Origin of the sequence: Streptomyces sp. 4N509B (assembly GCF_052245655.1) — a bacterium.
Classification (GTDB): domain Bacteria; phylum Actinomycetota; class Actinomycetes; order Streptomycetales; family Streptomycetaceae; genus Streptomyces.
In genome coordinates, this window is the sequence record NZ_JBQQBZ010000036.1 from 51,695 (window position 1) to 73,620 (window position 21,926).

Genomic DNA, 21,926 nt, shown 5'->3' on the forward strand with positions numbered 1-21,926 from the left:
CCGGGCCGGCCCCAGCCGAGGGCTGTCCCGGGGTCCGCCTCAGCCGAGCCTCAGACCGCGCTCACGCGGCGGCCCAGCAGCCAGCCCATGGGGTGCCAGGGCTCCGCCGCCTCCTGCGGCGTCGAGCGCCAGACGATGCCGTCGGGGTGGTGCAGCACGGCCGATATCTCGTCCGGGTCGGGCGGCGCCGCGTTGCCCCGCAGGTACACCGCGCGGAGGCCCAGGTTGCGCAGCCGGGTGAGGGCGCGCTGGCGGTTCGCCGCGTGCACCAGCACCCTCACGACCCGCTCCGGCGCGCCGGGACGCGGCAGCGACAACGCCACGACGACGCTGCCGTCGGGCAGCCGAACGAAGCCTCCGCTCGCCATGTGCACGCCCTTCCGTAGACCAGTGGGGCCGGTGGCCCGCCGGGCCACGCTGTGGTCGAGCCCATCCTTACCTCCTCGGCCGCCGCCCGTCGAGAGGCGGCGGCCGAGGAGGTCGACGGGGCGCTCAGTCGGTGGCCCCGCGTGGTGGCACGGTCACCGTCCGCTCGGGCTGACGAGCACCGTCATGGGCCGGGCGGGGTCGCGGGGTTCGGAGACGACCGTGATCCGCGTGCCGGTGTCGGGCACCCGGACGCTGTGGGCCGGGTTCGCCTCGTCCCAGTACGTCCCGGTGTGGTCGTCGAAGAAGCGCACGCCCCGCTGGCTGGGGAAGGTGGTCGCGTCGCCGTTGTTGTGGAGCGTCACCTCGGGGGTCGAGCGGGTGCTGAAGGTGGCGTCCCGCGTCTGGACGCGGTTGCGCACGAGCGGGCCCTGGTCCCAGCGCTCGGGCGCGGCGTGGGCGTCGACCGGCAGGATGAGGCCCTCACCCGGGTGGGTGCTGGTGTTGTTGTCGGTCTGCGAGGTGTCCCAGAGCCAGACCAGCATGCCGTTGGCGTACGGGAAGTGCTCGACGAGGTCGGGCCGCCCCTGGAGCCAGCCGAAGTTGTACGGGCCGTGCCGCAGGGTGGTGTCGAAGCCGACGTACTGCCGGTTCTCCACGACGTAGAACTGCGGGTGGTCGTCCGTGACCGAGGCGCCGACGACGGTGAAGCCGTCCGCCGACCAGTCGGCGTCGCCGCCCGCCTCCGCGTCGTCGGCGAAGACGACCTCGCCGTCGGCGGTGACGGTGACCTCGTCGGCCGTGAAGCCGGTCAGCGTGTACGAGCCGTCGGTGTCGTAGCGGAAGCGGATCTCGACCGGGGCGCCGGCGTAGGCGTCCAGCGGGAAGGAGAGCGCGGCCTGCCCCTCGGACGCGCCGGTGAGGGCCGGGCGGTCGGCGCCGTCGCGCGGGAGCGGCTCGCCGTCCGCGGTGCCCTCCAGCGGGGTCCAGGTGGTGCCGTCGGTGGAGGCCTCGACGTAGAGGTAGTCGAAGTCGGCCTCGATGTCCCACCAGCCGGTCAGATCGAGGCTCGCGGTGGTGGCGCCGGTCAGGTCGACGGTGCGGCCGAGGGTGGAGTTCAGGTCGTCGCCCATGCCGCTCCACCACTGCGCCTCGCCCTGGGCGGGGGCGTTGATCTCGGTGGTGACGGTCCGCTCGGGCAGCTCGACGACGAGGGCCTGGCTCGCCCGGCGGCCCCGGTCCCCGCCCCGCTCGCCGCTCCGGTCCTCCGGGTACTGGGCGGCGGAGGGGCCGAGGCGGTGGGTGGAGCGGGTCGCCGCCCGCGCCACGTCGTGGTCGAGCCAGCCCAGCTGGAGCTTCTCCCACGGGCCGAGGTCGTTGGGGAGCGCGCCGATGGTGCCGTCGCCCATGCCGAGCCAGGAGCCCGAGGACATGGCCGACCAGAAGCCGGTGCCGTTCTCGCCGCCCGCCGTGTCGTAGAGGTCGGGCAGGCCGAGGTCGTGGGCGTACTCGTGGGCGAAGACGCCGACGCCGCCGTTCTCGGGCTGCATGGTGTAGTCGCCGACCCACAGGCCGGTGTCGCCGATCTGGGTGCCGCCGGCGAGGTTGCCCTCGGGGCCGGTCGCGCCCGCGCTGTCGGCGAAGGCGTACCAGCGGTGGGCCCAGATCGCGTCCTCGCCCTGGGCGCCGCCGCCGGCCGACTCGTCCTCGCCGGCGTGGACGATCTGGAAGTGGTCGATGTAGCCGTCGGGCTCGTTGAAGTCGCCGTCGCCGTCGTGGTCGTAGCGGTCCTGGATGTCGAACTCGGCGAGCTCGGCGCGGACCTCCTCGGGCGTGAGGCCGGCGGCGAGCCGCTGCTCGTACCAGGTGGTGACGCCGTCGGCGACCGCGTCCCAGACGGAGCGGCAGACGTTGGAGCCGCAGGCGTTGTTGCCGTAGCGGGCCTCGTTGTGGTCCACCCTCACCCAGTCGGTGACCTCGCCCTCGATGGAGTAGCGACCCGAGGACTGGCTCTCGAAGAACTGCTTGACGGAGGGGACGTCGGGGTCGGTGGAGTAGTAGACGTCCTCGTAGTACTGCCGGTCGAAGTCCTCCTGCCAGATGGTGGTGTTGTCCACCGACCGGTCCGGCTCCGGGATCGCGTTGTGCAGCGGCCCCGGGTCGCCGCCGAAGTCCGGGTGGACCTCGTCGCCGAACTCCACCAGCACCGTGAAGATCCGGTCCGTGCCGGTGACCGCCGTCTCCACGAACTCGCCGCTGCTGAGCTCGACCACCTCCGAGCCGGCCAGGGTGCGCCGCGTGGCCTCGCCCGTGATGAGCTCCTGGTGTGCCTGCATCAGCTGCGCCTCGCGCTTGTCGCCGAGGGGGTTGACCAGGTCCGGCGTCGCGCCGTGGAGCCGGCTGACGTCGGCGGGGTTCTCGGGGGCGACGGGGGGCTGCGCGGTGGCCGCCCCGGTGGGGCCGAGCACCGTGGCTCCCAGAGCGGCGACGACGGCGACGGCCAACGCGGTCCTTCTCGTTCCTGTGGCCCCGCCGCGGCCGGTCCCGCCGCGGGAGGGGTCCTGATGGGTCACCAGTGGGGGCACCTGCGTCATCCTCTCTGAGAATGCGGTGATGTGACGTGACGATTTGACATGACTGAGACAGAAAATGACAGCCCTCGACCGGCTCGCGACGGCGTCGCGACCATGGCGCGAGGACGCCGCGAGGACGCCGCGGGGCGGTCGTGGGGACAGGGACGAGCACGCCGCGAGGACAGCGGCGTTGACCAGGCCGTCCACCACGTCGCCCGCCGCCCGACGGCCTGTCAGGACCTGCTGCCGTGCGCCCCCCGTGCATCCGCGACGCGGCCCGGGTCACGCTTACCATCGTGGCGTCACGGGCATCGCTGCCCGTAGGAGCGTCCGAACGGTCCCGGGGCCTCTCGGCCCCGGAGCCCCGCGGACGACCACCTACCCTCCCGAGGACGGACACCACCGCCATGCCGCACCCGACCCCCCTGCAGATCACCTACGGTTCGGCCACGGTCATCTCCACCACGATGGTGCTGTTACTGCTCGCTCCCGCCGACTCGGCGCTGGGCGTCACGCTGGTCGCCCTCGCCGCGCTGCTGCTCGGCGTCCTCGTCGCGCTCGCCGTCGGCGCGCGGCGCGGCGCCCGTGGGGCCGCGACGGGGACGGCGACCGCCGGCCCGGGCGCCACGGCGGCGGCCGAGGCGCAGGCCCCGACCCCTGCGCCCGCACCGGCAGCGGCCCCAGCGCCAGCACCAGCGCCGGCAGCGGCACGCGAGGCGGGCGCCACGGCGCGCTCGCGCCCGTCAGCTGCCGCGTCCCTGCCCTCGGCCTGACGGGCCGGGACGAGCGTTCGAAGCACCACGCCGTCTCACCCCGACGATCAGCGGGCTGGCGGCGACCACTGGGCGGCCGAGACCACCACGGTCCTGGCCGCCTTGTCGTGCAGGCACTGTCGGTAGGGCTGGTCCCAGGTGCAGAACAGGACGTTCAGCAGCCAGAAGAGGAACCCGATGCACGGCACGAGCTGCGGCAGCGCGTACACGGCCGCCCTCGCCCAGCCGGGGGAGCCGGCGGGGACAGACCCGTTGGCGAGCATCGCGACCCGGATCCTCATCGCCATCTTCCCGACCGTCTGGCCCCGGGTGCTGAGCATCAGGCCCTCGTAGAGGAAGTACACGAGCAGCACGAGCGACTGCTGGACGTACGAGCCGCCGTTCTGGTTCTCGCCGTCCATGTCGCCGATGGTCGGCCACAGGATGAGGGCCGTCGGCACGCCGACGAGCAGGGCGTCGATGACGCGGGCGACCAGCCGGCGGCCCAGGGAGGCCAACGGCGGCATGCCGGCCAGCGGGTCGACCGCGCCGTTGGCGCCGCCGTACGGGTTCGGGCCGTGCGGAGCGTCGTGACGGGAGGCGTTCTCGCCCGGCACGCCGGGCTCACCGGGTACGCCGGGTTCACCGGGCCGGCCCGGCTCGCCCGGGCCCGGGGGCGGCTGAGGGTTGCTCATGCAGGCAGTCCACCCCGGTGCCGGACGCGACGCATCCGGCACCGGGCGTTCGGGCTACGAGGGGGCCCGGGGCCCAACGGGGGGCGTCCCTCGCCGCGTGGCTGCCCGTCGTCCCCGGTGCGTCGGGAGCGGCGTCCTGGGACGTCGACGACAACGCGGTCGCGCCGCGAGCCGCCGGGGATCCCGGACAGCCGTCAGGGCGTGTCCCAACGTCCCGGACGGCCCGTGGGGCGTCCGCTCGCGCGTGCCCGCACTCGCGCGAGCGGGCAACGCGGCAGAGGCGCGTGACGCGTGACGCGTGGAGGCACCCCCGGACGAGGTCCGGGGGTGCCTCAGGGGTCGTGTGGGGACTGGCGCCCTAGCGGCGCGGGGCCGCCACGAAGGTGCGGGCCGCCTTGTCGTGCCAGCACTGCCGCCAGGGACGGTCGCCCAGACACCACAGCACGTTGACGATCCCGACGACCACCAACCCGAGCAGGCTGTACACCAGCCAGCGCAGCAGGGCGGCGCCGAACGAGGGCTTGTCCTGGCGCGACACGTCCAGCACCCTGAGGCCGCACGCGGCCTTGCCGAGGCTCCGGCCCCACAGGCCCGTCGGCAGGGCCTCGAACAGCAGGCTGACGCCGAGGAAGACGCCGAGCACGATCGCCAGATAGCCACCGGTGGTGCCGTCGATGAGCCAGATCTCGCGGGTGACACCCGCGTGCTCGGCCGCGTCGATCTTCTCCTGGACGTGGTCGCGGGCCTTGTCCAGCAGCGGCAGGCCGATGGCGACGGCGGCGCCCAGCGGCAGGAGCGAGTCGACGAGGCGGGCCAGGAAGCGGCGCCCGAGGCCGGCCGGGTAGACGTTGCCGACGTTGGCGAAGGCCGGGTCGCCGCGACGCGGCGTGATCATCGCCGTCAGCATCTCCGGCTGCGCGAACGGCGAGGCGCCGGACGGGCCGGGCTGTCCGGGGACCGGCTGCGGCTGGGGCGGCGGCTGCTGACCGGGCTGCGGGAAGCCGTACCCACCGGGCGCCCCGGGCTGGGGGCCGCCGGGCTGCGGCTGCTGACCGGGCTGCGGATAGCCGTACCCACCGGGCGCCCCGGGCTGGGGGCCGCCGGGCTGGGGCTGCTGACCGGGCTGGGGGAAGCCGTACCCACCGGGCGCCCCGGGCTGCGGGCCACCCGGCGGCGGCTGCTGACCGGGCTGCGGATAGCCGTACCCACCGGGCGCGCCGGGCTGGGGACCACCGGGCTGCGGCTGCGGCGGAACGCCCGGGGTCTGCTGCGGCGGCGCGGCGGCCGGCCCGGCCTGGCCCGCGGGTGGTGCGGCCGGCGAGGGCGGGCTCAGCGGCGGAACGGCGGGCGGAGTGGCCGGCGCGCCGGAGGCGGGGGCCTGCGGGGCCTGCTGCGCCAGGTCGTGCACCTGCTGCCGCCAGGGCGCGCCGCCCTGGATGTCGGAGAGGCGCAGCGCGGTGGTCCGCTCGCGGGCGTCGGGGTCGGGCGTCGCGGGATCGGCGGGACGGTCACCCTCGGGCTCCGAGCGCGCCGGCTCCGCGGGCCCGGCCGGCGGTCCGCCGGCCGCTGGCGTGGCCCCCGCGTCGGGGTCCTGCCGCGGCGGCGGCGTGGAGCCCTCGCTGGGGGTCGACCGGAAGTCGCCCCGCGGATCGACCCGACCCGCCGCGGCGACGGGCGAGGTGCTGACGTCCTCGTCGGAGCCCCAGGTGACGCGGCGGTCGCCGCCGAGCCCCTGCTGCTGCCGCGCGTCGGCACCCCAGGCGGAGGCGGACTCCGGGCGCGCGGGCGCGACGTCGGCCCGCCGCCGCAGCTCGGGCAGCGCCGACGACTCGGCGTCCGAGGCGGCGCCGCCTGACGGCGACGCGGCGGCGGGACCGGAGGCGGCGGCCGGGGCGGGCGTCGCGGCCGGGGCGGCGTCGCGCTGGTCGTCCGGGCCCGACGCCGGGCCCGACGCCGGATCCGGCTCCGTGCGGGCGGACGGCAGCTCGGGCGTCGGGGCCGACGCCGCGACGGCCGGGACCGCCGGGGTGGTCGTGGTGCCGCGCGGTGGCGGAGCGGGCATCGGCTCCCCGTCACGCGGCTCGGGCCGGCTACTGCCGGGCACCCATCCGGTGCCGTCCCAGTACCGGATGTAGCCGGGGATGGAGGGGTCCGGATACCAGTTGGGCTCCGGAGCGCCGCTGGCGTTTCCTGCCGGTGGGGAGCTCATGAGCGGTGCCGAATCTCCTCGTCCTGATGGTGCTGATCACACGCCGGGTATGCATCGTACGTCGCCCGCCGCCCGGCCACGCCTCCGGTCACCGAGCACTCCCTGGGGCCGTGTCTCGGCCAGGTCGCGGTGAGAGCGTAATGAGGAGGGCGCTGGGGCCTCCTCTCTCCTGTGTGCGGTCCACCCGAACACGGGCCGCGAACAGGAGAGACTGAGGAGCCATACATGTACACCATCATCGAGCGGGAGCTCGAACTCCAGCTCGTGATCTCCCCGGATCACAGCGTCCCCGTGCCCGCGCGGCTGGTATACCGCTCCGACGACCCCTACGCCCTCCACATCGTCTTCCACGTCGGCTCGGAGGCGCCCGTGCGGTGGACCTTCGCTCGCGAACTGCTGCTCGACGGCGTGTTCCGGCCCACCGGCGAGGGGGACGTCAGGGTCTGGCCGGCCACCTCCCAGGGGAGGAACGTCATCTGCCTCTCCCTGCGGTCTCCTGACGGCGACGCGTTGCTGCACGCGCCCGCCCAGGCGGTCGCCGCCTGGCTGGAACGCACGCTGCGCCTGGTGCCGCCGGGCTCCGAGGGGGAGCAACTCGACGCGGAGGGCGAACTATGCGCCCTGCTCTCCTCCCCCGGCCCCGACGACTCGGCGGGAGCCCGCTGAGGGCTGTCCCGTCACCGCCGGTGGGTCGGAAGGCGGCGTCCGGGGGCCCGCGAAGGTCGGGACGACGAGCCCTCGTTCCCCGGGCGTCCGCCTCCCACGGATCTTCACACGAATCTTCACTGAGCTGATACAGGACCGGACGACCGTGTCCGTGCCAGGGAGCTTCGGACAGGTCTGCGAGCGGCGGGCGTGAACGGGCGTGGTCGGGGAATCTCTACCAACACCACCCCCCACAAGCCGCCCCCGCGACCTGCACTCGCGGGGGCGGTCTTCGTTCGTGGTGGCGTCCCGCCGTCCTCCCCCGGCGGGTGCCGCCCTGGCGCGCGTGGGCGAGTCAACAGGAGGAGACCGGCTCCCCCGCGGCCAGGGCGCGCAGCTCCTCCACCGCGCCCTCCAGACTCGACACGGGTATCAGCCGCAGCCCGTCGGGGAGGTCGGCCGTGGCGTCGGAGCACTCGGCGCTCGGCACGAGGAAGACCGTGGCGCCGTCGCGCCGGGCCGCCTGCGTCTTCAACGGCACCCCGCCCACGGAACCGACGGTCCCGTCGGCCTCGATGGTGCCGGTGCCGGCGACGACGCGCCCCCCGGTGAGGTCCCCCTCGGCGCCGTCCCCGTTCAGCAGGTCGACGATGCCGAGGGAGAACAGCAGCCCGGCGCTCGGCCCTCCGACGTCGGCGAGGGTCAGCTCGACCTCGATCTCCTCGTCCTGGAGCCCGAGGTAGGACAGGGCGGCGGTGACGGCCGTGTCCTGGGAGCCGCGCATCTGCTCGCGGTTGTACTCCCGGATCTCCCGCGTGGTGTCGCCCACGGGATAGACGGCCTCACGGGGCATCACCGCGCGGTCGGAGGAGAAGTACCCGGTGATGACGTCCGTCAGGCGGACGGGGGCGTCCGGAGAGGTGGCGACGATCGTGGTCATCCTCAGCTCGCCGTCGGGATCGTCCACGGGGGCGCCGGAGATGCTGATGACCGGCTTCCCGTCGCTCTCCCCCAGCACGTCCGTCGTGCTCCCCGGATACGCCACGGAGAACGGCAGCGGCGCCAGCGTCGCCACCGCGAGCAGGGCCGCCAGCAGCACGCCGCAGGCGACGACCAGCAGCCGGCGGCGGGGGCCCGCGGGCGGCGTCGACGGCGACGAGGAGGGTGACGGCTCGGGTGACGGCTTCGTCGGCGGGGCGGCTGACATGGGAGCGAATCTAACCCACCCGTCTGACAGCCGCCGCAGGTGGCGGCCCTCCGACGGCCGGCAGCCGGCAGCCCGTGGCGGGCCCCACCTCAGCGCAGGACGGTCGCGACCTCCCGGGCGGCGCGCACCACGCGCGGCCCGACCTCGGACGGCACCGCCTCGCTCAGCATCACCACGCCGACGCTGCCCTCGATGCCGCAGTCGGGCAGCGGCGCGGCGGCCCCGCTCGCGCCCGCCTCCAACTCCCCGTGGGTCAGCACGAAGCCGTTCTCGTCCCCGAAGCCCACGATGTCCTTGCACCGTGCGGCCAGGATGGCCCGGCCCGCCGCGCCCCGGTCCAGCGCGTGCCGGAAGCCGGTGCGGTAGGCGACGTGGTAGTCGGTCCAGCTGGGTTCGACGACGGCCACGGCCAGCGCCTCCGAGCCGTCCACGACCGTCAGGTGCGCCGTGGCTCCCAGGTCGTCCGCCAGCGAACGGAGCGCCGGCAGCGCCGCCTCGCGCACCAGCGGGTGGACCTGCCGTCCGAGACCGAGCACGCCGACGCCGACCCGGGCACGGCCGCCCGCGTCCCGACGGACCAGGGAGTGCAGCTCCAGCGTGGCGAGCAGCCGGTAGACCACGGTGCGGTTGACCCCGAGTTGCTTCGACAGCTCGGTCACGGTCAGGCCGCGATCGGTCTCGGCGAGCAGTTTGAGGACCCGCAGTCCCCGATCAAGCGTCTGAGAGGTCTCCGCAGGCACGGCGAGCGCCTCCTTCAGGCAGGCACGGTGATCGGGAACTTAGCCAGGGTCACCGTTCAGCGGAAGGGCTTGTCCAGAATCCGGTCGTTTCGCGGCCGATCTACGGGCGTTGGTGATTGAGGTGTTATGCAATCCTCAAACCACCTCCATGCCACCCCCGCAGTCAGCGCCTGCGGGTGGCCCACTCGCGGAGCGTGTCGAGGCGCTGCTGGAGCTGTCCCGCCGTGGCCTGCGCGGCCGGCGGCCCGCCGCAGGCGCGGCGCAGCTCGGTGTGGATGACGCCGTGCGGCTTGCCCGACTGGTGGGCGTAGGCGCCGACCAGGCTGTGGAGCTCGCGGCGCAGCCGGAGCATCTCCTGGTGGGTCACGACGGGCCGCCGCTCGGCGGGGACCTCCGGCAGGTCGGCCTCCTGGTCGGGCCTGCGGCGGCTGTGCGCGATCTGCCGCGCCTGCCGCTTCCGCAGCAGGATCGCGACCTGGTCGGGCTCCAACAGCCCCGGGATGCCGAGGTAGTCCTGCTCCTCCTCGCTGCCGGGGTGGGCCTGCATGCCGAACTCGCCGCCGTCGTACATCACCCGGTCGAAGACGGCGTCGGACTGGAGGGCCTCGAAGGACGCCTGCTCCTCGCCCGTCTCGCCGTCGGGCTCGTCCTGCTCCCGCTCGGCCTCCCTGAGCAGCGCCTCCTCCTCGGCGAACGGGTCCTCCTGGCCGTCCTTGGCCGGCTTGTCGAGCACGTGGTCGCGCTCCAGCTCCAGCTCGTGGGCGAAGCCGAGGAGCGCGGGAATGGTGGGCAGGAAGACGGACGCCGTCTCGCCGCGCCGGCGGGAGCGCACGAAACGGCCCACGGCCTGCGCGAAGAACAGCGGCGTGGCGATCGTGGTGGCGTAGACCCCGACGGCCAGCCGGGGCACGTCGACGCCCTCGGAGACCATGCGGACGGCCACCAGCCAGCGGCTGGTGGAGTGGCGGAAGTCCTCGATGCGCTGCGAGGCGCCGCCGTCGTCGGAGAGCACCACGGTGGCCGGCTCGCCGCTGATCCGCTCGACCAGCCGGGCGTAGGCGCGGGCGGTGTCCTGGTCGGCGGCGATGACGAGGCCGCCGGCGTCGTGGATGGAGCGGCGCACCTCGGTCAGGCGCCGGTCGGCGGCGTCGAGCACGGACGGGATCCACTCGCCGCTCGGGTCGAGCGCGGTGCGCCACGCCTGGGAGGTGGCGTCCTTGGTCATGGGCTCGCCGAGGGTCGCGGCCACCTCGTCGCCGGCGCGGGTGCGCCAGCGCATGCTGCCGCTGTAGGAGAGGAAGATGACGGGGCGGACGACGCCGTCGGCCAGGGCGTTGCCGTAGCCGTAGGTGTAGTCGGCGACGGAGCGGCGGATGCCGTCGGCGCCCTCGGCGTAGGTGACGAACGGGATGGGGTTGGTGTCGGAGCGGAAGGGCGTGCCGGTCAACGCCAGCCGCCGGGCGGCCGGCTCGAAGGCCTCCAGGCACGCCTCGCCCCACGAACGTGTGTCTCCGGCGTGATGGATCTCGTCGAGGATGACGAGCGTCTTGCGCTGCTCGCTGCGGTTGCGGTGGAGCATCGGGCGGACGCCGACGCCCGCGTAGGTGACGGCGACGCCGTGGTACTCCCTGCCGAGCGGCCCCGCGCTGTAGTCCGGGTCCAGCCGTATCCCCGTGCGGGCGCCGGCCTCCGCCCACTGGTGTTTGAGGTGCTCGGTGGGGGCGACGACGGTGACCTGCTGGACGACGTGGTGGTGCAGCAGCCACGACGCGAGGGTCAGGGCGAAGGTCGTCTTGCCGGCTCCCGGCGTGGCGACGGCGAGGAAGTCCCGTGGCTGCCGCGCCAGGTACTGCTCCATCGCCGCGTGCTGCCAGGCACGCAGCGCGCTGGCCGTGCCCCAGGGAGCACGGCCAGGGAAGGCCGGGGAGAGGTGGGAGGAGGAGGTGGTAGTCACGGTCTCCGGGCGAGGCTCGGGTGCGGGCAACGACCCGGCGAGCCTACCGACCCCGCGCGCCGCCCGCCTCGCGGTACAGGGAACGCAGCGCGTCCGCGATGGCCGTGACCTCCTCGGTCTTGCCCGCCGCCACGTCCATGACGAGCCCGTATGCCCGGTCCTGGTCGATATCCGTGAACTCCACGCCGTTGGCGTCGAGGAACACGACGGTGCACAGCCACGCCATGCGCTTGTTGCCGTCGACCAGCGGGTGGTTGGTGGTCAGGGACTGAAGGAGCGCCGCCGCCTTGCCGAAGAGGTCCGGGTACGCCTCCACACCGAACATCCGTGACCGGGGTCTGTGCAGCGCCGAGGGGAGGAGACCGAGGTCACGCACGGCGACCTCCTGCGTTCCACAGGCGAGTCGGCCAGCTCAGAAGCCTCCTGGACCGTGAGGTGCTTCACGACTCGCCCAGCCTCCGCAGCAGATCCGCGTGCTCGGCCGCGAACGTCACCCCGAGCTCGCGGACGGTCGCCCGCTCCGTCTCCTCGACGAGGTACCGCTCGATCGCCTGGAGCACGATCGCGTGCATGCTCCGCCCCTCCTCGTCGGCACACCGCTTGAGGGCCTGCTGGGTCTCGTCAGGCAGCCGCAGGTTCATAGCCATGGAAGCAGCGTGCATCACATGACCCCACGCTGGCACCCGGCGGGCTCACCGCGGCTCGGCCTGGCGCGGCGGTGACGCGACGCGCAGCCGGCTCGCCACCACCACCGCGAGCAGCGCCACCGCCGCCGCCAGCGCGTAGACCACGGTGAACGGCGCGGCGCCGATCGACGTGGCCGTCTCGCCCGCGGCGCCGACGTCGGCGCCGGCGCCGTGCCCGGCCTCGGCGGCGGCCGTCGTGTCGCCGCCGAGCGCGGCGAAGAGCGTTCCCGCGACCGTCAGCATCACCACGTTGGACAGGCTGTCACAGAGCTGGAGCGAGGCGACGTTGTTGCCGGCCTGCGACGGCTCGGACAGCCGCAGCACCACCACCGCGACCGAGGAGACGACCAGGCCCATGCCGAGGGCCCCGACGGCGAGCACCACCGCGGGCGTCCAGACCGGCACGGCCCCCGCCAACGCCGTGGGCAGCAGCGCGATGCCGACGGCTATCAGCACCGCGCCCATCACCACCAGGACGTAGCGGTGCCGCTCGAAGCGGGAGCGCGACTGGATCTGCGCTCCCGCCGCCCACGCGATGCCCGAGGCGACCAGCGCCAGGCCGGCCTCGGTCGGCGTCAGGCCCCGCTCCGTCACCAGCAGCAGCGGCAGGAAGGTCTGGGCCACCATGTACGCGCAGGACACGAGCCCGCGCAGCAGGATCGCGGCGGGCATGCCCCGGGCGGCGCGGAAGGTGCCGCGCGGCAGCAGCCGCAGCGCGGACGGCGCCAGCAGCGCCACGCCGACGGCGGCCGGCAGCAGGGAGAGCCAGCGCAGCTCCTGGCCGCCGAACTGGAGCAGGCCGGCGCCGAGCGCCACCGCCAGGGCCAGGCGCAGCCGCCGCCAGTCGAGCCGGCCGCGGTCCTCGCCCTCCGTGGGTCCGGGCGCCTGGCGGCGCAGCGCGGGCAGCATCACCAGCAGGGGCAGCACCACGAGCACGGTCATGCTGAGGAAGACCCAGCGCCAGCCGAGCCTCTCCGTGACGGTGCCGGAGACCACGGGCCCGACCATCGAGGGCACCACCCACGCGGCGGAGAACGAGGCGAGGGCGGCGGGTCGTAGCCGCTCGGGGTAGGCGCGGCGCACGGTGACGTAGAGCGCGACGATGACGAGGCCGCCCGCCGCGCCCTGCACCGCGCGGCCCGCCACGAAGACCCACATGCTCTGGGCCGCGCCCGACAGCAGCAGGCCGCCGGAGAACGCGACGACGCCGGCCACCACGGGCGGCAGCGGCCCGGAGCGGTCGCACCACTGCCCCGACACGGCCATGCCGAGCAGGCTCGTGGTGAAGAACGCCGAGAACGCGAAGGCGTAGAGCGCCACCCCGTCCAGCGACTCGGCCGCCGCGGGCATCGCGGTGCCGACCGCCATCGCCTCGAAGGCGATGAGCAGCACGGTGCTGACGCAGCCGAGGGTGAGAGCCCGGTAGGGCCGGGCGAGCACGCCGCCGGCCGCTCCCTCGGAGTCGTCCGCCTCGGCCCCCGCCTCGACCGGCGGAACCGGCGGGGACGGGGGGATCGAAGGGACCGGGGTGACCCCGGAGGTGTTGGTGGCGTCAACATCAGCGTCGGACATGAGGGATACGGTAAGGACCGAGGCGGTCTCGCGCCTATGGACCGGGGATGTGAGGTGTTCGTTCCGTGGTCCTAGGAGGTGGCGGCGACGATCCCCGGAGCACGGGGCGGGGTCCGACGCCGGATCCCGCGCCGGCCCGACACCAGGTCGCGCCGGCGGGTGCCCGTCGGGCCCGGTCTACGCGACGCCGACGGCCGACTGCGGCCGGATCGGCAGCCGGTTGACCGGCCGGCCGGTGGCGGCCCGGACGGCCGCGGCGACCGCGGCGGGCGAGACGACCACCGGAACGGACCCCACGGCCTTGGCCCCGAACGGCGCCACCACGTCCCGCTCCTCCACCAGCTTCACGATCCGCACCTCGGGCGCGTCCAGTGCCGTCGGCAGCGCGTAGTCCGAGAGGTCGGGGCGGCGCACCACCCCGCGCGCCACCCGCAGGTGCTCGGTGAGCGCGACGCCGACGCCCTGCGTGACGCCCGCCTCGATGCGCGACGCCAGCTGGCGCGGGTTCAGCACCCGCCCCACGTCCTGCGCCACCGCCATCTCGACGACGCGGACCGAGCCGAGCTCCACGTCCACGTCGACCACCGCGCGCACGGCCGCGAAGGCGAGGCCCACGAACGCGTCGCCCTGGCCGGCGTCGTCGAGCCGCTCCGTCGGGTGCGGGCGGCACTGCGCGGTCGCCCACAGCTCCTTGCCCTCCAGCGCCTCCACCACGGTGGTGCTCAGCACCCCGTCGTAGGAGGTGATCTTCCCGTCGGCGATGGTCAGCAGCTCGGGAGACATGCCGAACTTCGCGGCCAACGGCTGGAGCAGCTGGGTGCGGACCATCTTCGCCGCCCGCTCCACCGCCCCGGCCGAGACCCACGTGTGGCGGCCCCGGCAGCCGGGACCCGCGGGCGGCTGGTCGGTGTCGATGGGCGCGAGGTGGACCTCCTCCACGCCCAGGACCTCCTGGACGACCTGCCGGGCGAGGGTCGCGAAGCCCTGGCCGGCCTCGACCGCCGCGCACAGCACGGTCGCCACCGGGCCCTCGACCTTCACCGTCGCCGTGGAGACCTCGTCCGCGCCGAACGCGCCGAGCTGCTGCACCATGCCGAGGGCGTAGCCCACGCCGCGCCGCACGGCGCCCGGCTCGCCCGCCCCCGTGGGGCCGCCGGGCAGCAGCCACTCCGAGACGGGACCGTCCTTCGGCAGCGGCGGCAGCGGCGCCTGGTGCACGGCGGTCAGCAGCTCGGCGACGGGCGCGGGGCAGGTGACCGTCTGGCCGGTGGGCAGCACGTCGCCCGTGCCCAGCACGTTGCGGGCGCGCAGCTCGACCGGGTCGATGCCGAGGCGGGCGGCGAGCCGGTCCATCTGGCCCTCGTAGGCCGCGCACACCTGGAGGGCGCCCTCGCCGCGCAGGAAGCCGGAGGGCGGGTTGTTGGTGCGCACGGCCCAGCCGTCGACGACGGCGTTCGGCACCACGTAGGGGCCCGCGGCGAAGGAGACGGCGGTGGCCAGCGCGTCGGCGGAGCCGTCGGCGTACGCGCCGGCGTCCATCAGCAGCTGCGCCTCGACCTTGACGAGCCGGCCCTCGCGGTCGGCGTGGTGCCAGTACCGCAGCAGCGTGGGGTGGCGGTGGGCGTGGCCGAGGAAGGACTCCTCGCGGGTGGCTGCCAGCTTCACGGGGCTGTTGGTGCGGATCGCCAGCAGCGCCAGCGGCAGCTGGAAGCCGAGGTCCTCCCGGTCGGCGAGGCTGCCGGGCACCCCGGTGACGTAGATCTTCACCTGGTCGGCGGACAGGCCGAGGCAGGCCGCGAGGCGGTCGCGGTCGCCGTGCGGGTCGGTGGAGGCGGTGTAGATCTCCACGCCGCCGTCGGGGCGCGGCACGGCGAGGCCGGCCTCCGCGCCGATCGGGGCGGGGTCCTGCCGCCCGATGCGGTACAGGCCCTCGACGACGACCTCGCCGGTGGCCGTGGGGTCGCCGTGGCGCAGCGGGATGTGGCGGACCAGGTTGCCGTCGGGGTGGAGCGGCTCCGCCTCGAACGCGGCCTCCGGGTCGGCGACGGGGTCCAGCGGCTCGTAGTCCACGGCGATGGCGGCGGCGGCCAGCCGGGCCGTCTCGGGGTGGTCGGCGGCCACGGCGGCGACCGGCTCGCCGTGGTACCGCACCACGTCGGTGGCGAGCACGGGGCGATCCCCCGTGGCGGTGGCGGCGGTGACGTCGCCCGCGACGTCCTCGTGGGTGACGACCACCCGGACGCCGGGCATGGCCGCGGCGGCGGTGGTGTCGATGCCGTTGATGCGGGCGTGTGGGTGGGGCGAGCGCAGCACGGCCGCCCACAGCAGGCCCTCGGCCCACAGGTCCGCGGTGTACGGGAAGGTGCCCAGCACCTTCGCCTCGCCGTCGACGGGCGGCAGCGGGGCCCCCAGGCCCTGCCGCGGCGGGTCCTGGGTGTCACTCGCGCCGGCCTGGTCGGCGCGGCCGGGCGTCACGGTGACGGCGCTCGGGCCGCCGGCCGGGGGCGGGCCCCCTCGCTGTGCCTGCTCGGTCATGACACCTCTCCTGAGCGTGGCCCGGCCTGGTGCGGGATGCGGGCCGCCGAGCCCGCGTGATGCTCCTCACGGTGGGCGGCGTCGCCGGGACCGCCGCCCGGGCCGCCGGCGGGCGTCGCGCCCGGGTCGCCGCCGGCGTCGGGGGCCTCGGACCGCTCGGCGAGGGCCGCGCGCTCGCTCACGACGGCGCGGACCGCGTCGAGCACGCCGCGGTATCCGGTGCAACGGCAGAGGTTGCCGCTGAGCGCCTCGCGGGTCTCGAGCTCGGTGGGCGCGTGGTTGCCCTCCAGCAGGTCGTGCACGGTCATGGCCATGCCCGGCAGGCAGAAGCCGCACTGGACGGCCGTCGACGCCGCGAGCGCGCGCTGCACGTCGGAGAGGCCGCCGTCGCCGCCGAGGCCCTCCACGGTGCGGATCTCGCCGCCCGCGACGGTGGCGGCCGGCACCAGGCACGCGGCGACCAGCCGGCCGTCGACCTGCACCGAGCAGGCCCCGCACTCGCCCTGCGAACAGCCGTCCTTGGCGCCGGCGAGGCCGAGGCGCTCGCGCAGCACGTACAGCAGCGACTCGCCGATCCAGGCGCCGGAGACCGGGCGGTCCTCGCCGTTGACCCGCAGCACGTAGGAGACCTCGGGGTGGTCGCTGACGCTGCGGGCGGCTTCCGCGCCCTCCGCGGTGTCCGTCTCCGCGACGACCCCGGCGGCCTCCGGGCCGGCTCCGGCCTCGGCGCGCGGTGCGGTGGCACTCTCGCCCCCGACCCCCGGGACGGCCACGACGGTGGCGTCCGGGGCGTCGCCCCCCGGGCGGCGGTCGTCCGGCCCCGCGGGGTGCGGCACGCCCGAGGGCGGGACCATCCAGGGGCCGGCGCCGCCCTCGCCGCCGTCCCCGAGGCGCGGCTCGGCGGCGGGCGCCGCGGGCGACGTGCCCTCCTGGAGCGTCCAGCTGGAGGCGACGGGTGCCGCGCCCTCGGTGTCGACGGGCGCCCGCGCGGCGGCGGCCTCGGCCGCGGCGGCCTGTCCCTCGGCGATGCCCTGGAAGGCCGCCCGGGTGGCCGCCGCGCCCTGGCCCATCGCCGCCCGCGTCGCGGAGGACGCGGAGGAGGCTCCGCCGGGCGCCTGCCAGCCGTCGGGCTGCCAGCTGCCCGACGGCCACCCCTCGGCCCCGGGAACGGGCGGGACGGGCTGTCCGGGCTGCCCCGGCAGTCCGTGATGGCCGTGCTGGCCGTGCTGCCCCGGTGGTGTCTGCTGACCGGGCTGGCCGGGCTGCCCGTGCGGTGTCTGCTGGCCCGTGGCCGCGGCCGGGTCGCCGTAGGCGAACGGCATCGTCCACTGCCCGGTGGCCGCCGGGTCGGTCGTCGCGCCCGGCGTCGGCAGGGGGCCCGTGTCGGCGAGGTCCGGCGGCTCGTAGCCGTGGCCGGGCGCGGCCAGCGGGTCGTCGCCGAGCCCGGGGTGGCCGCCGGGCGGGAACTCTATGAAGGCGGTGGCGTCCGAGTCGTACTCGCCGCCCCAGCCACGGTGCGGCGCGGGGGGGCCGGACGCCGGGTGCGGCTCCGGCTGGTGGTCTGGCTGGTGGTCGTTGCTCATGCGAGAGCCCTTCCGAGTCCACGGCGGGCCAGTGTCGCCACAGTACGCCTCAAGTGCAGTACGGCGGGGGGTAGTTGCGATGATTCGCCGCCGTCCTCCGGCGGCTGGGGGTCGGGGATGCAGGCCATGCCGACGTAGTCGCCGAAGGCGACCAGCACCTCCGTGGCCAGGCCCCGCTCCCCGTCCCAGTCCAGCAGCGAGGCCACCCAGCGCTCGGCGTCCAGCGGACGCAGCGGCATCGGGGCGACGCCGCCGACCGCGCAGCGCACCTCGCGGCGGACGGGGTCGAGCACGACGGCCACCGAGGCGAGGGCCCGCCCCGAGCCGGTGCGCGGCGTGGCCTTCAGGAACGTCTGCGGCGCGTGCAGCAACGGCACCCGGACGTGTGCCAGCAGCTCCGCCGGGCGGAGCCGGTCGCGGCCGGCCAGCAGGTGGCTGACGGGGATCTGCCGGCCCTGGCCGTCGGGGCCGGCGACCAGCAGCGTGGCCTCCAGCGCGGCCAGCACGGGGAGGGTGTCGCCCGAGGCCGCCGCGGAGATGACGTTGCCGCCGAGGGTCCCGGCGTTCCGCACCTGCGGCGGGCCCGCGCAGCGGGCCGCGGCGGCGAGCGCGGGGATCAGGGCGGCGAAGTCGGGACGGCTCATGCGCGCGTGCGTCAGGCAGGCGCCGAGCAACGCGTGGCCGTCCTGGTACGCCCAGCTGCGCAGCTCTGCCAGGCGGGCGAGCCCGACCAGGGCGGCGGGGCGCAGGAGCCCGGCGTTGACCTGGGTCATGAGGTCGGTGCCACCGGCGACGGGCACGGCCGCGGGCACCTCGGCCAGCGCGGCCACCGCGTCGTCGAGCGTGGCCGGGAGCGCGACGAGCCGCCCCGTCTGTGCTGCCTGCGGTGCGTGCGTGCTCAAATTCAGCTGCCCCTTTCCGGCCGTACCGGCTGCCGAGGCGTACGGTACCCGCTCACGCCGGGTAGGGCTGCCCCCGTCGTCACCCGGGGGCGCTCACGGCGGAGCCACCCGGGGGGCGCTCACGGCGGACCGGGCCGGCTGCGGTGGATCAGCCGGCGGCCCGAGGCGCCCGGGGGCGGCGGAGCCTACTTCTTGCCGCCGTCCTTGCCGCCGCCACCGAAGGAGCCCATCGACTCGTAGATCTCCTTGCACGTGGGGCAGACCGGGTACTTCTTCGGGTCCCGGCCGGGAACCCAGACCTTGCCGCAGAGCGCGACGACGGGCGAGCCGTCCATGGCGCTCGCCATGATCTTGTCCTTCTGGACATAGTGAGCGAAGCGCTCGTGGTCGCCGTCGCCGTGCGTCGTCTGCGGTGCGGGCTCGACGAGGGTGCCGGTGCCCGCGCCGCGTTCGGGCTCGAGTGTGCTCATGGTGCACAAGCCTAATTGAGCGACGGGTCGTCCGGGTACGTGGCGAGCATGGCCAGGCTGCCGCGCTGGCGGCGCAGCACGGCCCGCCACAGGCGCTCGGGCTCGGGCGCGGAGACGTCGCCCGGCTCGGACTCCACGACGTACCAGGCGCCCTCGTCGAGCTCGCGTTCCAGCTGCTCAGGGCCCCAGCCGGCGTAGCCGGCGAAGATCCGCAGGCTGCCCACCTCGGCGGCGAGCACCTCCGGCGGCGCCTCCAGGTCGACGAGCCCGATCGAGCCGTGGACCCGCCGCCACCCCAGGGGGCCGCTGCCAGGGACCACGGCGAGCGCGAGGGCGGCGTCGAGGGCGACGGGGCCGCCCTGGAAGACCACGCCGGGCTCGCCGGCGAGGGAGGCCCAGGGCTCGAGCACCTCGGAGACCCCGACGGGCGTCGGGCGGTTGAGCACCACGCCGAGCGCGCCCTCGCGGTCGTGGTCGAGCAGCAGCACGACGGAACGGTCGAAGTTGGGGTCGGAGAGCGCCGGTGTGGCCACCAGCAGCCGCCCGGTGAGCGAGGACGCCTCGGTCATGCGCCCATGATTCCCCATACGCCGACCGGCTGGGGAGTGTCGGCCGGGTCTCGGTGGCCGGCGCGGCGACAACGCGCCAGCCGGCCGTCCGCGACCCGCCCGTCGGCTGTCGGCGAGGGTGCCCGGGGGCGGCCCCGGTCCGGCCGGCGACCTGGTCGGTCGCGGCCGGCGGGCCCACCTCCGGGCGGTGGTGGTGTCAGACCTCGCGGGTCACCGACCGCGGGCCGCCTCCTTGAGCTTGGTGCCCGCGGACACCTTCACGCTGTACCCGGCGGGGATCTGGATGGGCTCGCCGGTCTGCGGGTTCCGGGCGGTGCGGGCGGCGCGCAGGGTGCGCTCGAAGGTGAGGAAGCCGGGAATGGTGACCTTCTCGTCCCCCTTGGCAACGACCTCCCCAACGGTCTCGGCGAGGGCCGCCAGCACCGAGTCGGCGTCCTTCCGAGTCACCCCGGCGCGCTCGGAGAGAGCGGCCACCAGCTCACTGCGGTTCATATGTCTTAACTCCCGTGTTCATCGTGCCAATGAGGCGTGAGATCGAAGCCGATGCTGTCAGGACCCACTGACAACCCCGGTCCCGGGGCTGCCTGGCGCGTCCCTCGCGCCCGGTACGCATCCTGCCCCTGTGCGCGGCGGGAAGGCCAATCGCATTGCCTGAGGTCAGGGCTCTGCCTCGCCGTCACCCTAAGGGTGCGTCAGACGTGGCCGACAACCGACTCGCCGCCCGCGGCCCGCGTCGCCGCCTCGCGGACGGCTCCGGCGACGGCGACGGGCACCCGCTCGTTGAAGACGCTGGGCACGATGTAGTTGGCGTTCAGCTCGTCCCTGCCGACGACGTCCGCCAGCGCGCGGGCCGCCGCCAGCATCATCGTCTCACTGACCGTACGCGACTGCGCATCCAACAGGCCACGGAAGATGCCGGGAAACACCAGAACGTTGTTGATCTGGTTCGGAAAGTCCGAACGACCTGTGGCGACGACAGCCGCGGTCTGACGGGCCAGCACCGGATCGACCTCGGGGTCAGGGTTCGCGAGAGCGAAGACGATGGCGTCGTCCGCCATCGCGGCGACGTCGGCCCCGCCCAGCACGTCGGGCGCGGAGACCCCGATGAAGACGTCCGCCCCCACCACGGCCTCGCGCAGCGTCCCCGTCATCCCCTCCGGGTTGGTGTTCCGCGCGATCCAGCGCAGCGGCGAGTCGACGTCGGCGGCCACCAGGTCGGGCCGCTCGGCGTGCACCACGCCGTGGATGTCCGCCACGACGGCGTGCCGGACGCCGGCCGCGATCAGCAGCTTCAGGATCGCCGTCCCCGCCGCGCCCGCGCCGGACATCACCACCCGGACCTCGTCGAGCTTCTTGCCGACGACGCGCAGCGCGTTGTGGAGGGCGGCGAGCACGACGATGGCCGTGCCGTGCTGGTCGTCGTGGAAGACGGGGATGTCCAGCGCCTCGCGCAGCCGCGCCTCGATCTCGAAGCAGCGGGGGGCGGAGATGTCCTCCAGGTTGATGCCGGCGAAGCCGGGGGCGATGGCCTTGACGGTCTCGACGATCGCGTCGGTGTCCTGGGTGTCCAGGCAGATCGGCCAGGCGTCGATGCCGGCGAAGCGCTTGAAGAGGGCGGCCTTGCCCTCCATCACGGGCAGCGCGGCGTACGGGCCGATGTTTCCGAGGCCGAGCACGGCGGAGCCGTCGGTGACCACGGCGACGCTGTTGCGCTTGATGGTCAGCCTTCTGGCGTCCTCGGGGTTGGCCGCGATCTGCGTGGACACGCGGGCGACGCCGGGCGTGTAGATCATCGACAGCTCATCGCGATTGCGAATGGGGTGTTTGGACTGCATCTCGATCTTTCCTCCGAGATGCATCAGGAACGTCCGGTCCGACACCTTTCCGAGGGAGACGCCCTCGATGCCGCTCAGCTTCTGGACGATCTCGTCGGCGTGGGCGGTGGAGCTGGCGGCGATGGTGACGTCGATGCGCAGCTTCTCGTGCCCGGAGGCCGTGACGTCGAGACCGGTGACGCTGCCGCCGGAGGACTCCACGACGGTGGTGAGCTGGCTGACCGCCGTGCCGCTGGCGGGGACCTCCAGCCGGACGGTCATCGAGTACGAGACGCTGGGCGCCGTTGCCATGGCCGACTTCCTTCGCTTTCCGCATGAGCCTCGTGCGCGGGGCGCACGGAGCCGCACCAGCCCTCCGGTGCGGATGCCTCGCATCGTCGCACTCCGGGGGACCAGGAGGCCAGTCTGCCCGGATATCGCCCGGGCCGGCCCCGCGCCCGGCCCGGGGCACGGCCGGCGGACGCGGCAGTACGCGCGGAAGGGAGGGAGGAAGGAGGGGAGGAAGGAAGAAACGATTGGAGGCACCGACCCGCCAGCTCGCCTCGCGGCAAGTGGTCGCTCGTAGCGACAACACCGGCGCCAGAACGGTGCAGGTGAGCGGGGCGCTACCCGCTCTCACCAGGTCTTTCTCGG

General features: G+C 74.9%; 18 protein-coding genes and 1 pseudogene. 2 read left to right on the plus strand and 17 right to left on the minus strand.

Annotated elements, in window-relative coordinates:
* Positions 1-50 precede the first annotated feature (50 nt).
* On the minus strand, positions 51-368 hold the full coding sequence (locus ACTWP5_RS26170; RefSeq protein WP_443223586.1) for a hypothetical protein: 318 nt from the start codon (positions 366-368) through the stop codon (positions 51-53).
* Between the two features lie 153 nt (positions 369-521).
* Entirely contained in the window at positions 522-2,702 is a 2,181-nt protein-coding gene (locus ACTWP5_RS26175; protein ID WP_443223605.1) for an immune inhibitor A domain-containing protein, read from the minus strand.
* A gap of 644 nt (positions 2,703-3,346) precedes the next feature.
* Here ACTWP5_RS26175 and ACTWP5_RS26180 point away from each other — a divergent pair.
* On the plus strand, positions 3,347-3,712 hold the full coding sequence (locus ACTWP5_RS26180; RefSeq protein WP_443223587.1) for a hypothetical protein: 366 nt from the start codon (positions 3,347-3,349) through the stop codon (positions 3,710-3,712).
* Positions 3,713-3,759: 47 nt separating this feature from the next.
* Here ACTWP5_RS26180 and ACTWP5_RS26185 read toward each other — a convergent pair whose 3' ends face one another.
* Both ACTWP5_RS26185 and ACTWP5_RS26190 read right to left on the minus strand, forming a co-directional pair.
* Positions 3,760-4,386, minus strand: a complete 627-nt coding sequence (locus ACTWP5_RS26185; protein WP_443223588.1) for an RDD family protein — start codon at positions 4,384-4,386, stop codon at positions 3,760-3,762.
* A gap of 358 nt (positions 4,387-4,744) precedes the next feature.
* Positions 4,745-6,595 carry an RDD family protein gene (locus tag ACTWP5_RS26190; protein ID WP_443223589.1) on the minus strand — a complete coding sequence of 617 codons (1,851 nt, stop codon included), beginning with the start codon at positions 6,593-6,595 and terminating at the stop codon, positions 4,745-4,747.
* Between the two features lie 225 nt (positions 6,596-6,820).
* On the opposite strand from ACTWP5_RS26190, the gene ACTWP5_RS26195 reads away from it, so the two are divergent.
* Positions 6,821-7,261, plus strand: coding sequence for an SsgA family sporulation/cell division regulator (locus ACTWP5_RS26195; RefSeq protein ID WP_443223590.1), 441 nt, complete (start codon positions 6,821-6,823; stop codon positions 7,259-7,261).
* Between the two features lie 334 nt (positions 7,262-7,595).
* Here ACTWP5_RS26195 and ACTWP5_RS26200 read toward each other — a convergent pair whose 3' ends face one another.
* The 13 genes and pseudogenes from ACTWP5_RS26200 to ACTWP5_RS26260 form a co-directional block, all read right to left on the minus strand.
* Entirely contained in the window at positions 7,596-8,447 is an 852-nt protein-coding gene (locus ACTWP5_RS26200; protein ID WP_443223591.1) for a S16 family serine protease, read from the minus strand.
* Between the two features lie 89 nt (positions 8,448-8,536).
* Complete coding sequence (locus tag ACTWP5_RS26205) at positions 8,537-9,187, minus strand: IclR family transcriptional regulator (RefSeq protein WP_443223592.1); 651 nt, start codon at positions 9,185-9,187, stop codon at positions 8,537-8,539.
* 163 nt (positions 9,188-9,350) lie between these two features.
* Positions 9,351-11,141 (minus strand): DEAD/DEAH box helicase, encoded by a 1,791-nt coding sequence (locus ACTWP5_RS26210; RefSeq protein WP_443223593.1) that lies wholly within the window; start codon positions 11,139-11,141, stop codon positions 9,351-9,353.
* A gap of 43 nt (positions 11,142-11,184) precedes the next feature.
* Positions 11,185-11,585, minus strand: a pseudogene (locus ACTWP5_RS26215) (type II toxin-antitoxin system death-on-curing family toxin).
* The gene (locus tag ACTWP5_RS26220; protein ID WP_443223594.1) at positions 11,582-11,788 is read right to left on the minus strand and encodes an Arc family DNA-binding protein; all 207 of its coding nucleotides are present in this window, start codon (positions 11,786-11,788) and stop codon (positions 11,582-11,584) included. Before ACTWP5_RS26220 ends, ACTWP5_RS26215 begins: the two are co-directional and overlap by 4 nt.
* A gap of 45 nt (positions 11,789-11,833) precedes the next feature.
* Positions 11,834-13,399, minus strand: a complete 1,566-nt coding sequence (locus tag ACTWP5_RS26225; RefSeq protein ID WP_443223595.1) for an MFS transporter — start codon at positions 13,397-13,399, stop codon at positions 11,834-11,836.
* A gap of 177 nt (positions 13,400-13,576) precedes the next feature.
* Positions 13,577-15,934, minus strand: coding sequence for a molybdopterin cofactor-binding domain-containing protein (locus ACTWP5_RS26230; protein WP_443223596.1), 2,358 nt, complete (start codon positions 15,932-15,934; stop codon positions 13,577-13,579).
* Positions 15,931-17,517: a 2Fe-2S iron-sulfur cluster-binding protein gene (locus tag ACTWP5_RS26235; RefSeq protein WP_443223597.1), complete on the minus strand. Its 1,587-nt coding sequence runs from the start codon at positions 17,515-17,517 to the stop codon at positions 15,931-15,933. Before ACTWP5_RS26235 ends, ACTWP5_RS26230 begins: the two co-directional genes overlap by 4 nt.
* The gene (locus tag ACTWP5_RS26240) at positions 17,514-18,419 is read right to left on the minus strand and encodes an FAD binding domain-containing protein (protein ID WP_443223598.1); all 906 of its coding nucleotides are present in this window, start codon (positions 18,417-18,419) and stop codon (positions 17,514-17,516) included. Before ACTWP5_RS26240 ends, ACTWP5_RS26235 begins: the two co-directional genes overlap by 4 nt.
* Before the next feature lie 185 nt (positions 18,420-18,604).
* The gene (locus ACTWP5_RS26245; protein ID WP_443223599.1) at positions 18,605-18,889 is read right to left on the minus strand and encodes a DUF3039 domain-containing protein; all 285 of its coding nucleotides are present in this window, start codon (positions 18,887-18,889) and stop codon (positions 18,605-18,607) included.
* An 11-nt stretch (positions 18,890-18,900) separates the two neighbouring features.
* Complete coding sequence (locus ACTWP5_RS26250) at positions 18,901-19,458, minus strand: YqgE/AlgH family protein (protein ID WP_443223600.1); 558 nt, start codon at positions 19,456-19,458, stop codon at positions 18,901-18,903.
* A gap of 210 nt (positions 19,459-19,668) precedes the next feature.
* Positions 19,669-19,950, minus strand: coding sequence for an HU family DNA-binding protein (locus ACTWP5_RS26255; RefSeq protein WP_443223601.1), 282 nt, complete (start codon positions 19,948-19,950; stop codon positions 19,669-19,671).
* A gap of 200 nt (positions 19,951-20,150) precedes the next feature.
* Positions 20,151-21,584, minus strand: coding sequence for an NAD-dependent malic enzyme (locus ACTWP5_RS26260; protein ID WP_443223602.1), 1,434 nt, complete (start codon positions 21,582-21,584; stop codon positions 20,151-20,153).
* Positions 21,585-21,926: the final 342 nt, after the last annotated feature.